This is a genomic window from Acinetobacter sp. RG5, from assembly GCF_031844265.1.
Lineage (GTDB): Bacteria > Pseudomonadota > Gammaproteobacteria > Pseudomonadales > Moraxellaceae > Acinetobacter.
Genome location: NZ_JAUZUV010000004.1, coordinates 47,140 through 61,257, shown reverse-complemented (window position 1 = coordinate 61,257; position 14,118 = coordinate 47,140). Strand labels below are relative to the sequence as shown.

General features: G+C 43.6%; 10 protein-coding genes. 7 read left to right on the top strand and 3 right to left on the bottom strand.

The window, feature by feature from the left end; translation table 11 throughout:
- Positions 1-20: 20 nt before the first annotated feature.
- A complete protein-coding gene (ahpF, locus tag Q9R21_RS05810) occupies positions 21-1,586 on the bottom strand; it encodes an alkyl hydroperoxide reductase subunit F (RefSeq protein WP_311203895.1) in 1,566 nt (521 codons plus the stop codon).
- 233 nt (positions 1,587-1,819) lie between these two features.
- Between ahpF and Q9R21_RS05805 the strand changes: the two genes are divergently transcribed.
- Both Q9R21_RS05805 and Q9R21_RS05800 read left to right on the top strand, forming a co-directional pair.
- On the top strand, positions 1,820-2,038 hold the full coding sequence (locus Q9R21_RS05805; RefSeq protein WP_311203981.1) for a DUF1653 domain-containing protein: 219 nt from the start codon (positions 1,820-1,822) through the stop codon (positions 2,036-2,038).
- Between the two features lie 24 nt (positions 2,039-2,062).
- Complete coding sequence (locus Q9R21_RS05800) at positions 2,063-2,653, top strand: O-methyltransferase (RefSeq protein WP_253100690.1); 591 nt, start codon at positions 2,063-2,065, stop codon at positions 2,651-2,653.
- Positions 2,654-2,664: 11 nt separating this feature from the next.
- Here Q9R21_RS05800 and Q9R21_RS05795 read toward each other — a convergent pair whose 3' ends face one another.
- Both Q9R21_RS05795 and ahpC read right to left on the bottom strand, forming a co-directional pair.
- Positions 2,665-2,871, bottom strand: a complete 207-nt coding sequence (locus tag Q9R21_RS05795; RefSeq protein WP_004278917.1) for a KTSC domain-containing protein — start codon at positions 2,869-2,871, stop codon at positions 2,665-2,667.
- 298 nt (positions 2,872-3,169) lie between these two features.
- Positions 3,170-3,733, bottom strand: coding sequence for an alkyl hydroperoxide reductase subunit C (ahpC, locus tag Q9R21_RS05790; protein WP_004278916.1), 564 nt, complete (start codon positions 3,731-3,733; stop codon positions 3,170-3,172).
- 489 nt (positions 3,734-4,222) lie between these two features.
- Between ahpC and hrpA the strand changes: the two genes are divergently transcribed.
- From hrpA to Q9R21_RS05765, 5 genes are all read left to right on the top strand, one after another.
- Positions 4,223-8,161: an ATP-dependent RNA helicase HrpA gene (hrpA, locus tag Q9R21_RS05785; RefSeq protein ID WP_311203894.1), complete on the top strand. Its 3,939-nt coding sequence runs from the start codon at positions 4,223-4,225 to the stop codon at positions 8,159-8,161.
- Between the two features lie 30 nt (positions 8,162-8,191).
- Positions 8,192-9,301 (top strand): beta-ketoacyl-ACP synthase III, encoded by a 1,110-nt coding sequence (locus Q9R21_RS05780; protein WP_311203893.1) that lies wholly within the window; start codon positions 8,192-8,194, stop codon positions 9,299-9,301.
- 26 nt (positions 9,302-9,327) lie between these two features.
- The gene (locus tag Q9R21_RS05775; protein WP_311203892.1) at positions 9,328-10,080 is read left to right on the top strand and encodes a 1-acyl-sn-glycerol-3-phosphate acyltransferase; all 753 of its coding nucleotides are present in this window, start codon (positions 9,328-9,330) and stop codon (positions 10,078-10,080) included.
- Between the two features lie 196 nt (positions 10,081-10,276).
- A complete protein-coding gene (locus tag Q9R21_RS05770) occupies positions 10,277-12,283 on the top strand; it encodes a hypothetical protein (protein ID WP_311203891.1) in 2,007 nt (668 codons plus the stop codon).
- A gap of 90 nt (positions 12,284-12,373) precedes the next feature.
- Complete coding sequence (locus Q9R21_RS05765; RefSeq protein WP_311203890.1) at positions 12,374-14,089, top strand: AAA family ATPase; 1,716 nt, start codon at positions 12,374-12,376, stop codon at positions 14,087-14,089.
- Positions 14,090-14,118: the final 29 nt, after the last annotated feature.

Genomic DNA, 14,118 nt, shown 5'->3' with positions numbered 1-14,118 from the left:
TATTTGAGCTAGTCTAAAACTTACTGCCCAGAACGGATGATGTAATCAAAAGCAGACAGTGATGCCTTGGCACCTTCGCCGGTCGCGATGATGATCTGCTTGTATGGCACTGTGGTACAGTCACCTGCAGCAAATACACCTTTCACATTGGTTTCATTGCGATCGTTAATCACGATCTCACCACGGTTGGTCAGCTCAACTTGGGTTTCTTTCAGGAAGTCCGTATTTGGCAACAAACCGATCTGCACGAAGATCCCCGCCAGCTCAACCACATGCTCTTCATCCGTAGCACGGTCTTTGTATTTCAGTGCAGTCACTTGTGAACCATCACCAACCACTTCCGTAGATAAAGCATTTTTGATCACGGTGGTATTCGGCAAGCTGTTCAGTTTATCTTGCAACACCTGATCCGCACGCAGCTTGGTATCAAATTCCACCAAAGTTACATGCTCTACAATCCCTGCCAGATCAATCGCAGCTTCAACACCCGAGTTACCGCCACCAATCACGGCTACACGCTTGCCTTTGAACAGTGGGCCATCACAGTGCGGGCAGTATGCCACACCACGGGTTTTGTATTCCTGCTCACCTGGAACATTCATCTCTCTCCAGCGTGCGCCGGTCGACAGAATCACGGTTTTAGATTCCAGTTTGGCACCATTCTCTAAAGTCACTTCCACCAGACCATTGGCCGTTTCGTCTGCCCCTTTGATATCAGACACACGTTGCAGGCTCATGATGTCGACACCATATTCACGCACGTGGGCTTCCATCTCGGCTGCAAACTTCGGACCTTGAGTTTTTTGTACAGACGTGAAGTTTTCGATGTCCATGGTATCCATGACCTGACCGCCCATGCGTTCAGCCACGATCCCGGTTTTAATGCCTTTACGTGCTGCATAGATTGCAGAGGTATTCCCAGCAGGTCCACCACCAATCACCAGGACATCAAAGGCTTCTTTGGCATTCAGCTTTTCAGCATCTTTGGCAGCGGCATTGCTATCCAGCTTGGCGATAATTTCTTCCAGTGTCATACGACCCTGACCAATATGCTGGTTGTCCTGGAATACCATCGGCACCGCCATGATCTTGCGTTCTTCCACTTCTTCCTGGAAGAAAGCACCATCAATCATGGTCGCTGTAGTGCCCGGGTTATAGATGGCGATCAGGTTGAGTGCCTGAACCACATCCGGACAGTTATGGCAGCTTAACGATACGAACACGTCAAAGTTAGATTGAACCCCCAGACTCTTGATATTCGCCAGAACTTCATCTGAAACTTTCGGTGCATAACCTGAGGTTTGCAACAATGCCAGGATCAGTGAGGTGAACTCATGGCCCATTGGCAAGCCTGCAAAGAACACACGCGGTTCCTCACCTTGTTTGGCAATCCCGAAACTTGGCGCACGTGCATTGGTCCCGTCAAAGCGTGCAGTGACCAGGTCAGACAGTGCAGCCACTTCGGCAACCAGTTCCTGGATTTTGGCTGATTTGTCAGAGCCATCTAAAGTCGCGACCAGTTCAATCGGGCCTTCCAGGCGTTCTAATAAGGTTTTAAGTTGAGCTGAAGTATTTTGGTCTAACATTGCTAACGTCTCCAAAGGAGTAAATGTTTATTTGATAACAGGATATTAAATGAATTGCGTAAATAGGTAAAACAGTTTGTTTTTATTTTGTTGATCGGATTTTCAGATTTATTGAAAAATTCATCATTAATTTCAAAGTTCTATATGGGGTCAAAAGATTAATTTTCAAGTAGTTTAGAGCAAGAATAAGGATTTTCAGCTAAGATTAAAACAAGATATTTGAGACTTGAATGATGGAATTACAACGCGGTATTTATCAACATTATAAGGGACAGCTTTATCAGGTGTTTCATGTCGCCACGCACAGTGAAACTGAAGAAAAGCTGGTGGTTTATCAATGTCTCTATGGGGATTATTCAATTTGGGTACGTCCTTTAACGATGTTCACTGAAACCATTACCATCAGCGATGATCGTGAAGTAGAACGCTTTAAATTGATTCAGGCACTTTAAGCCAAACAGACTCAGGGAAGAGTGATGCAAAACTCAGATGAATTTGAAAGATTCATGCAAGAATTATATGAAAAATTTCATAGGCATGATCTTAAGCAGGCAGATCGCCTGCACCGATATCGCAATATAGAACCAGAATCAGGCCGATTTTTATCTATGCTGATTCGTGCGCAACAATCCAAAAGTATTCTGGAAATTGGGACTTCTACTGGTTATTCCACTCTATGGCTGGCAGAAGCGGCTCGGCAGACTCAAGCCATGATTACAACACTTGAAGTTGATGCAGAACGGGTTATTCAGGCAAAGCAATATGCGACAGAAATAGATCTTGCAGATTTAATCAATTTTAAAGTAATTGATGCTCAGGTTTATCTGGAGGCAGAAAAGGAAATATTTGATTTTATCCTGTTAGATGCTGAACGAGATGCTTATGTCAGTTACTGGCCACATTTGAGTCGATTACTTAAAGCAAAGGGCGGGTTACTGGTAGTTGATAATGTCATTTCACATGCAGCAGAAGTCGAAGAGTTTATTGCCTTAATTCAGCAAGACCCACGTTTTATCATGAGTATTGTACCCATAGGCGCAGGTTTGCTGATGGTGGGATTTCGTTAAATGGATTCACTTCAATCCATGCAAATTTTATTAAAATGTAAATTATATTCGAGATACTTTTCCACGAATGCGGCTTTGTCTTGGCGTCTTAGTAAGTTGTCATAAATAAATTCAGGTACGGGATGATACAGCTCGGTATGACCATTACTGTATACAATTTTCAGGTGGCGGCTTGAGGGATTGTATTTCCAAGAAATCACGGTAAGCAGTTTTTGCATATGCGTTCCTCCACTGAATATTTCTTATCTTATCATTTGAACTTATGCCATATGGCTCTGCAGATGTATAGCTCAATTGTAAGAATGGGTAAGGATTATGAGAAAGCGAAGCAAAAGATATGCCTGAATTTTTATATGATGGATCAAGAAAAAAATAGGACTGCAATATTTAAAGTCCTAATAAAATAATTTAAAAAAATAAACTCCCGTATTGCGCTGAGATAAAAGTTTAAACCATAAAAAACCACGCTAAAAAGCGTGGTTTTTTGAATCAGTTCAATCTAATTAAAATTTAAAATTAGATTTTACCAACTAGGTCGATTGAAGGAGCAAGAGTTGCATCGCCTTCTTTCCATTTAGCTGGGCAAACTTCGCCTGGGTGAGCATGTACGTACTGAGCTGCTTTAACTTTACGAAGAAGTTCTTGAGCATCACGGCCGATACCACCAGCGTTGATTTCAACGATTTGGATTTTACCTTCTGGATCGATTACGAAAGTACCACGATCAGCAAGGCCGTCAGCTTCGATTAATACGTCAAAGTTTTTAGCAAGAGTCCAGTTTGCATCACCAACCATTACATACTGGATTTTTTTAATTTCTTCTGAAGAATCGTGCCAAGCTTTGTGAGTGAAATGCGTGTCAGTAGAAACTGAGTAGATTTCAACGCCTAGTTTTTGGAATTCAGCGTAGTTGTCAGCAAGGTCACCAAGTTCAGTCGGGCAAACGAAAGTGAAGTCAGCTGGGTAGAAGAATACAACAGACCATTTGCCTTTCAGGTCAGCTTCAGTAACTTCAATGAATTTGCCGTTTTGGAATGCAGTTGCTTTAAATGGTTTAACTTCAGTATTAATTAAGCTCATCATTGTCTCCATGATTGAGGTAGTCTTTGATTTTGAATAAGAGTATCGAAATTTTGGTTGATGCTAAAATGGTATTTTTACATTACAAACATCGGAAAAACCGAATTAAGTAAAAACGCGCCACTTCGGCAAAATCGCTTTGTTCATTGAGCAGCATCAAGATGATGGCCTGATGACAAAATTATCTCTTTTTCCTCGTGCTAGCAAACATGATGTTGAAACCAAAAAATTCAAGGGTGAATCAGGAAAAAAGCATGTTTTCCGCAAAATAATTTAAATATCAATTTCAAAATTAAACTGATGATTAAATCTACTCAGGAAAATTCAAGCGTGTCATATAGATATTTTGATAGGTTTATGGCGCTGAATTGAGGGAAATCAGGCAGCCAAAGCCAATTTGTCCGGCACTTAACAGAACTACGACTATCTGAAATCTAATGAACCAAGTAAAATAAACCTTTCCTGTTTTTTGATGTGGGTGTTTTCTCTGTGCAGAGTCATTTAAATGTAGATCAATGGATAATGGCGCGTGACCGTCACCGTTTAAATCGACTGAAAAAGGGGAAAGACGCAGATGCCAAGCAGTATCAGGAATTATTTGAAAAATCCAATCTGAAAGTACGGCAACGGCTTGAACGTCTTCCGAACATCAAGCTGAATCAGGATCTACCGGTTACTCAGTACACTGATAAGCTGATTGCCGCGATTCAAAAGCATCAGGTGATTATTGTGGCTGGCGAAACCGGTTCTGGTAAAACCACCCAGTTACCGCAAATTGCTATGCTGGCTGGATGTGGCCTGACCGGAATGATCGGACATACCCAGCCGCGTCGACTGGCAGCCCGTAGCGTATCACAGCGTATTGCCGAAGAAGTTGGCGAAAAACTCGGTGAATCAATTTCCTTTAAAGTACGTTTTACGGAACAGGGTTCACAAGACTCAATTGTGCGTTTGATGACTGACGGTATTTTACTGGCCGAACTGACGCATGACCGCTACCTGACCAAATATGACACGATTATTATTGATGAAGCGCATGAACGTTCACTGAATATCGACTTCATTATGGGTTATCTGAAGCAACTGTTGCCGCGTCGTCCCGATCTGAAAGTCATCATTACTTCTGCAACCCTGGATGTAAACCGTTTTAGCAGTTACTTCAATGGTGCACCAATTTTTGAAGTAGAAGGCCGCAGTTTCCCAGTCGAGCTACGTTATCGCCCGATCTCGGAAATGAGCATTGGCGGTAGTGATGATGACGAGTTTGATGACTTTGAAGAAAATCTGCCTCGCGCTGTGGTCAAAGCAGTCGAAGAATGCTTTCAGGATGCACAGGAAAAAGGCCATCCTGAACATGCCGACATCCTTATTTTTGCCAGTACTGAACAGGAAATTCGCGAGCTACAGGAAACCCTGATCAAACATGGGCCACGCCATACGGAAGTATTAACTTTATATGCGCGTCTGGCGCTGGCTGAACAGCAGAAAATCTTTAATCCTTCTGGTGGTGGGCGACGCATTATTATTGCCACCAACGTGGCAGAAACGGCTTTAACCGTTCCGAATATCCGTTATGTAATTGATAGCGGTTTTGCCCGTATTTCACGTTATAACTATCGTTCACGGGTGCAACGTTTACCAATTGAAGCCGTTTCTCAGGCAGCAGCTAATCAGCGTAAAGGCCGCTGTGGCCGTATTGCACCGGGTGTCTGTATTCGTTTGTATTCTGAGGAAGACTTCCTGAGCCGTCCTGAGTTTACTGAACCGGAAATCAAGCGAACCAACCTGGCATCGGTAATTCTGCAAATGCAAAGTCTGGGGTTGGGTTCACTCGAAGACTTCGACTTCATTGAGCCACCAGATCACCGTCTGGTGAATGATGGACGTAAGCTCCTGATTGAACTGGGTGCAATGGCTGAGAAAAATTCTCCTAAAACTGAAGATGATCAAGCAAATCCCTCTCTTGCGTCGCATAACGTCTCACCCTTCGAGAAAGGGAGACTTCAAAGCCGTGGCTTAACCAAGATCGGTCAGCAAATGGCGAAAATGCCGATTGATCCACGTCTGGCCCGCATGATTCTTGGTGGTGCACATTTTGGCGTGCTGAACGAAGTTCTGGTCATTGTGGCAGCGCTTGCAGTTCAGGATCCGCGTGAACGCCCTGCGGACAAGCAGATGCAGGCAGATCAGAAACATGCACTATTCCGTGAAGCTGATTCTGATTTCCTGTTCTATATCAAGCTCTGGGAGACGCTGCACAATAACCGCGAAAGCATGAGTGAAAATAAGCGCCGTACTTTTGCGCGTAATCACTTCCTGAGCTGGCTGCGTCTGCGTGAATGGAAGAAAACTCATGAGCAGCTGGTGGAGTTGGCTAAGGGTTTAAAACTGTCATTTAATGAAAAGAAAGCCAGTTATGAAAATCTGCACCGTGCCTTGTTGACCGGTCTCTTATCGTTTATCGCCAACAAGACCGATGAGCGTAATGTTTTTATGGCGGTGCGTCAGCAAAAAGCACGGATTTTCCCGGCTTCTACCTTGCACAAGACCAATACGCCATGGGTGATGGCTTTTGAGATGGTGGAAACCTCTCAGGTATATTTACGCACCCTAGCCAAGATTGAGCCGGAATGGATTCTGCTGGCCGCACGTGACTTGCTCAAGCATCATTATTTTGAACCGCACTGGTCGAAAAAAGCCGGTGTGGTGAATGCCTATGATCAGATTTCATTATTTGGTCTGATTATTGAGCCGAAACGCCCAATCAATTATGAAAAAGTAGATCAGGCGGCCGCACATGAAATTTTCTTGCGGGATGCTTTAACCACTGGGCATTTAGGCATTACTCCACCATTTTTAAAGCATAACTTGCTTAAACTGGAAGAAGTCGAGCGAGTAGAAGACAAATTACGCCGTCGTGATCTGGTGGTTGATGAAGAAACCATTTACCAGTTCTATGCCTCGAAAGTGCCGCCTGAAGTGGCTAGCCGGCGTAGTTTTGAAGACTGGCGTGCCACAGTAGAGCCTCAGAATCCGCGTTATTTATTTGTTGATGATGATGTGCTGTGGCTGAATGACCGTCCGACGACACAGCAATTCCCAGACTATTTGCAGAATGGTAGCCTGCGTCTGGCTGCAACCTATCGTTTTGACCCGAGTCATGATGAAGATGGCGCGACAGTTAAAATTCCCCTGCAAGCCTTGGCCCAGGTCGATGAAGGTATCTGGTCATGGGGGATTCCGGGTTGGCGTCTGGATCTGATTGAAGCATTGCTAAAAGCTTTGCCGAAGGATAAGCGCCGTAATCTGGTGCCGATTCCGGATACTGCACAAAAACTCATAGCAAAAGTAGATGCGCAGGATTTACAGAAACATATTTTTAGTTTCTTGGCATTCCAGCTGCGAGGCGAACAAATCACGGAGAAAGATTTCAGCTTTGACCGGGTAGACCAATATCTGTTGCCTTTTATTAAAGTGACTGATGAAAAAGGTCGTGTCATTGAGCAGGGGCGTGATCTTGCCGAGCTGAAAGCGCGCTGTCGGACTGAAACGCATAGTCCGGTCAAACAGCTTAAAGGTGAATTTAAAACCTTCCCGGAAAGCTTTGTATTTGAAGCCTCACAAAAAGTCACCGGTGTCGTGGTCAAGCAGTACCAGGCGCTGGTTCCGACTAAAGCTTTTTCTGCCCTGGAGCAGAAAGATGAATCGGGTGTGGTGATTCAGACTTTTAATGATCAGGCTGAAGCGATCAAAAAACATCGTGAAGGAGTGATCCGACTGGTGCATATGCAACTCGGAGACTTGACCCGCCAGTTGAAAAGACAGATTTCCAAACCTCTGGCGCTGGCTTATTCACCACTCGGTGATAAGGCACAACTGGAACAAATGTTAGTTTATGCCACACTGCACATGTCTATTAATGAATTACCTGTCAATGCGCAAGAGTTCCAAAAACTGGTTGAAGATGTAAAAAAATCTTTCTTGACTTATGGCCAAGTTGCCCTGAAAGAGATCACGGATATTTATATCCAGTGGCATGAAATCCGCCGGAAATTATTGGTTTTAGATCATTCTGTGTTTGAAAAAAATATCAATGATATTGAAGATCAACTTGATTTAATGAGCCTTTCTGACTTTGTGTATCGTAAACCTTCCGATGTCTGGGTTGAATTTCCACGTTATTTGAAAGCCTTGATCTTGCGTTTAGAGCGCTTGCCCAATAATCTACAAAGGGACAATTCCGCCATTGACCAAATTGATCAATGGATGGAAAAATTATTCAAGTTTAAAGATGACCCTCGCCTGAAAGAATTGTATTTCATGGTCGAGGAGTTAAGAATCTCATTGTTTTCACAACCGATGAAAACAAAAGCACCCGTGTCTCCAACTCGCTTGCAAAAAGTATGGGATCGTCTTGGAATCAGTTAAGATATAGGTAATTCAGATAAGGAATTTTACATGGGCATCCGCATTACGGGTACGGGCTTATTCCATCCGGAACATGTCATCACCAATGAAGAATTAGTTGAAAGTTTAAATGCTTATGTGGAACTGTTTAATCACGAAAATGCTGACAAAATCGCTGCAGGCGAAGTTGAAGCGCGTCGTGGTTCTAGCGCAGACTTTATTGAAAAAGCATCTGGCGTACAACGCCGTTATGTCGTAGAAAAATCAGGCATTCTTGATCCAAAACGCTTACGTCCAAATTTACGTGAACGTGCAGATGATGAAATTTCATTGCAAGCAGAATGGGGTGTAATCGCAGCCAAGCAGGCGATGGAAAATGCTGGTGTGACTGCCGAAGATATTGATATCGTGATCTTGTCATGTTCGAATTTGCAACGTGCTTATCCTGCTGTTGCCATCGAGATTCAAACCGCTCTAGGTATCAAAGGCTATGCCTATGACATGAACGTGGCGTGTTCTGCAGCAACATTTGGTCTGAAACAGGCTTATGATGCGATCAAAGCAGGCGCGCGCCGTGTGTTATTGGTGAATGTGGAAATTACCTCTGCACATACCGATTTCCGTTCACGTGACTGTCACTTTATTTTTGGTGATGTGGCAACCGCTTCAATTATTGAAAATACTGACAGCAAAACCGGTTTTGAAATTCTTGATTCTGAGCTATTTACCCAGTTCTCGAATAACATCCGCAATAACTTTGGTTTCTTGAATATCTCTGAAAATGCTGACATTGACGACAAACGTTTCCGTCAGGATGGTCGTAAGGTATTTAAAGAAGTCTGTCCACTGGTTGCGAAAATGATTACTGCGCAACTGGAAAAGAATCAGATTGAGCCGACAGGTGTTAAACGCTTCTGGTTACACCAGGCCAATGCCAGCATGAATGAACTGATCCTGAAACTGGTCGTTGGTAAAGAAAATGCCAAACCTGGTTTGGTACCGATCATTCTGAATGAGTTTGCCAACACTTCTTCTGCTGGGGTGATCATTGCCTTGCACCGTACTGCACATGAAGTTGAAGATGGTGAATACGGCGTGTTGTGTTCATTTGGTGCGGGTTATTCGGTAGGTTCGATTCTGGTTCAAAAGCGCGTGGCATAATCCGGAGTCAATAGGGAGCAGACAACTTGCAGGTCAAACATGATGGGCAATGGATTAGACGCTTAAGTGCCTTATCCAAATTATATTTTACCCCTACCTTTTTAGGGGCTGAATATATTGATGCCAGTCGGCCTGCAATGTATGTCGGTAATCATTCCATGTACGGCATCTTTGATTCGCCGATGCTGATTGATTATCTCTATAACGAACATAAGGTGGCTGTGGTCAGTATTGCGGATCATAGCCATTTTTATGTACCGCTATGGCGTGAAGCCGTGAAAAAGTTTGGGGCAGTCGATGGCATCCAGCATTATGTACGTGCTGTGATGCAGCAGGGCTACTCCATTCTGGTGTTTCCGGGAGGCGGTCGCGAAGTACTTAAACGTCAGGGTGAACAGTATCAACTGATCTGGAAGCAACGTTACGGATTTTTAAAGCTAGCTCAGGAATTCAACTATGATATTGTCCCTTTTGCCGCGCTCGGTGGGGATGAAGTCTATGAGATCGGCTTTGATGCCAATAAGATCATCCAGCATAAATATTTTCAAAAACTTCTCAAAGTACCACAACTCAATAAATTACTACGTCAGGGCGATGTGATTCCATCTTTGCCTAAACGATTATTCCCAAAACGCCTGCCATTTTATTTTCAGTTTATGCCACGACAATCGATTGCTCGGGTCCAGACTCAAGAAGAGCTAATTGCATTTCGATACAGCTTGCAGCAACATATTTATACCGGCTTGGCCGAGCTTAAGGCGCTACGTCAGCAAGACTAAAAAAGAAAAATTCTTCCTGTAAAATCTAGGCTATGATCTATTGAAATGTTCTATTTTTAGCAATGAGGATGCATGGACGGTTTTATAGTGCAAGTGATGCCATAATGTATTTTTAAGTGTTCACTGATTGGCGATCAAGGACTCAGCATGATCCAATATAAAAATAAGATGATTCTAAGATGACCGAGGTGTACGTATGGAACAGGAAAGCTTGGTAGCATCTTTAAGGTTATTGGCACAACAATGTTTACGGATTTCTCCAGAGCTGAACCAGCTTTATCTTGATCAGATGGCAATAATTGGTCATCTGAATGCACAAAATTTAATAAAAATTCAGCAGGATCAGTGCCGGATTGAATTGCTGGATGGTCTGTTTTATATCCAGTTTCATACTCCCTATGCACTAGACTCTGGAGCTGCACCTGCTTTGGTTGACAGTCATTTTTATTTTCAGCAATGTAAGGCAGAAGCCCTGGAGGAATTCTTTTTACAGGATATCTATTTCCTGACTGGCGATTTAAAACCACAGCATTCGCTGTATTTACGCGACAAAGCCAAACAGTTACGTCAGCTTATCCTGGCTCAGGTTTATGCGTGGGTTAATGGCCTGGAACGGGTGTCCGAATTTTTGCAGCAAATGTCGATTGTTCAAGCTGAGATTATCGACCAGCAGCTGATCAAGGCCGGGTTGTATACAGCACCTGTCATGCAAAACTTTATTCAGGATGAACAAGAGATTCCACAGCAGACTCTTGAAAGCTTGCAACAGGCTTTTTCTTTGGAGTGTCTACAGCAGGATGAATTCCTGTCGATCCAGTCATTGATGGACAGTCTGGATGAGTTCTGTTTTAGCGCCGCACAGTTTTTGCCTCCGGCACTGTTCCGGATTATGTCGCTGTCTTTTGAAGAGCGCTTTAATCTGCATGAATTGAATGATCATACTGATGATATCTGTTTGCTATATCGGCATGCTGAGGAGCAAAGTAATTTGCTCGGTTTTGTCCGATTGATGAACCGGGACGTGTGGCATCGGGATGATTTATTATCCAAACGGAATTTCCTGGAAAATCATCCGTATTTATGGCAGAAAAAAGTAGCCCGATTGCCACTATTTGATTGTCATCGTGCCGTGAACTGGATCTTCAAGCAACCGGCCGAGGTACTGGACTGGATCAGTAATAATATCCAGCATAGCAGTGTACGCGTTGCAGTAACTGCCTTAAGTTTTGTAGACAGCCATCATATTCATCCCCAGATTATTTTGGCGACTTTGCAATATTTTCAATATGTCTCGGCGCGATTGTTTATTCATAGCATGCATGAATATGCCATCCAGCATGACTGGTTTCAGCATCAGTATAATCAGGCGGTGGTATTAAAAGGCACACGCCAATCGATTGAGGATCAGCGGATTGCGATTAGCCCTTCAATTCTGTATCTGGACGAATGGATGGAGCTGCTGCGCAATGTGGTTAAAATGGATGATCAGCTGACTAAAAAGGTTTATCTGAACTTGAGCCGGGTGATGCAGGCGTATATGCAGCATTTATATAAAATTACGGCGCATTTACCCGATGAGGTTCTGGTGTATATTCAGCCTCAAAGCCAGCAGAATCGTGATTTCTATAATGTTCTGCACCGCTATCGCATTCCTTTTACTGAGTTCAGGCAGCTGTTTTATTTGCAAAGCGGGCATGTACGTGAGTCGCTATTTGACAGTTATGTGCGTGACTATCTGGTAGAGTATTTTTCCAGCCATACAGAAATACCGAAAAATCTGAGCTGGACCAGTTTGTTTAATCAGGCGGTCGTCTGGCATGATCAGATTCAAAAGCAGGAAATGATCGCCAAGCTGAAAAAACAGTTTGCACTGGTGAACTGGACGCCAATCACTCAGGTTTCATTTTTACTGTATTTCAACTGGCGTTTTGAAGAGCTTAAAACTTTGGATCGGATTTTAGAGGAATCTAAAATTTTCAGGAACTGTCTGGCGGCAAGCTATGCTCAGCAAATTGTGGAAAGGCAGTATGTGGCCTTTCGCATGTCTCATCCCGCTGTGCACCTACCCTTAATCTTGGGGTGTCAATTGGTGAATGGACAGGTGATTTTTGATCAGCTGGAATATCCGAATAACCAGAAAGCAGAAGCCGAATACAGCAATATCGCCATGCATTTTATTAATTGGCTCAACTTGCAGGCCTGACAATTCAATACAGCTTGTTTTCCGCCATGACGCTTAACTTTTCCGCTAAAAATCGTTAGGCTATAGCCGTTCTTTTACGGTATTGCTCTTATGAAACAGGAAACTGCCCTTAAGTTACTCAAAGCAGGAGAAAATGTCTTTTTAACCGGTTCTGCCGGTGCAGGAAAAACCTATACGCTGAATCAATATATTAATTATTTAAAGGCACGTAAGGTCGCCGTCGCGATTACCGCATCGACCGGTATTGCAGCCACACACATGAACGGTATGACTATTCATACCTGGGCAGGCATTGGCATTAAAGACTTTTTGTCTGAAGAAGACTTAAAGCGGATGAAAGAGCGCAAATACTTAAAAGAACATCTGGAAAATGCGCAAGTCCTGATTATTGACGAAATTTCAATGCTGCATGCCAAGCAGCTGAATCTGGTCAATCAGGTGCTGAAATATTTCAAGGAAAGTGATGAAGCTTTCGGTGGTATTCAGGTGATTGTAGCAGGGGACTTTTTCCAGTTACCGCCAGTCGGTAAAAATGATGAGCGTAACCGCGACAAATTTTGCTTTATGTCGGATGCTTGGGTCGAAGCCAAGTTTCGTGTCTGTTATTTGACCGAGCAGCATCGTCAGGGCAATGATTATCTGAATGACATCCTGAACGCGATTCGTGCGCAGGCAATTAATCATGAACATCGCACGGCTTTACAGGCCACGCGACATCAAGAAATTGGCGAGACCTATACGCGCCTGTATACGCATAATATGGATGTAGACAGTATTAACTTTAAGCATCTAAATGAAATTGACAATGATCCGCGTCAGTTTGATGCACAATGCGATGGCAATGAAAAGCTGATCGAAACCTTAAAATCGTCAGTGCGAGCGCCTGAAGCTTTAACCCTGAAAAAACATGCCAAAGTCATGTTTGTAAAAAACAACTTTGATATGGGTTATATCAATGGCAGTCTGGGCGAAGTCATCAGTTTTGAAGAAGATGATGAATATGGTGTGCTGCCCAAAGTCAAACTGACCGATGGCACGACACTGGTGGTTGAGCCTGAAACCTGGTCGGTAGACAATGAGGCCGGTAAAACTATTGCCAGTTTTCAGCAGATTCCATTGCGTCTGGCTTGGGCGATTACCATTCATAAATCCCAAGGCATGACCCTGGAAGCTGCTGAAATTGATCTGAGTCATACCTTTGAAAAAGGACAGGGCTATGTCGCCTTGTCCCGTTTAAAAAGCTTAAATGGCTTGCGATTAAAAGGTTTTAATGAGCAAGCTCTGGAACTTGATAGTCTGGCGATTAAAGCCGATCGCCGTTTTCAGGAACTTTCTGATGAAGCCGAAGCGAATTTTGAAAATGTCGATTTGACCGCACAGCACAAGGCCTTTATCCGACATTGTGGCGGGACTTTGAATGAAGTTGAAATCCAGCGCAATGAGAAGAAAATTTCCAAGAATGCTGGAAAACAAAGCTATGCCACGGCAACGCTAGACGAAACGCGTGAACTGTTTGAAGAAGGTTATGAAATTGCCGATATCGCGACTGAACGTGGTTTGACTCCGGCAACCATCATCAATCATTTGGGGCGTTTGCATAAAGAGCAGGGGCTGGATATCTCACTTGCGCATCCGGGTGAGGAAGTGGTGGAGCAGGTTCGCAAGATTTATAAACGCCTGACCAAGCGTCAAAACCCGGAACATTTTAATGATGACGGTTCTATTAAGCTGCGTCCGATTGTGGAATTGACTACGCCTAAAATGGCTTATGACCAGGTACGTCTAGCACTACTATTTGTAGAATAATCATCAAAATGATGTTTAAGAGTTCTTAA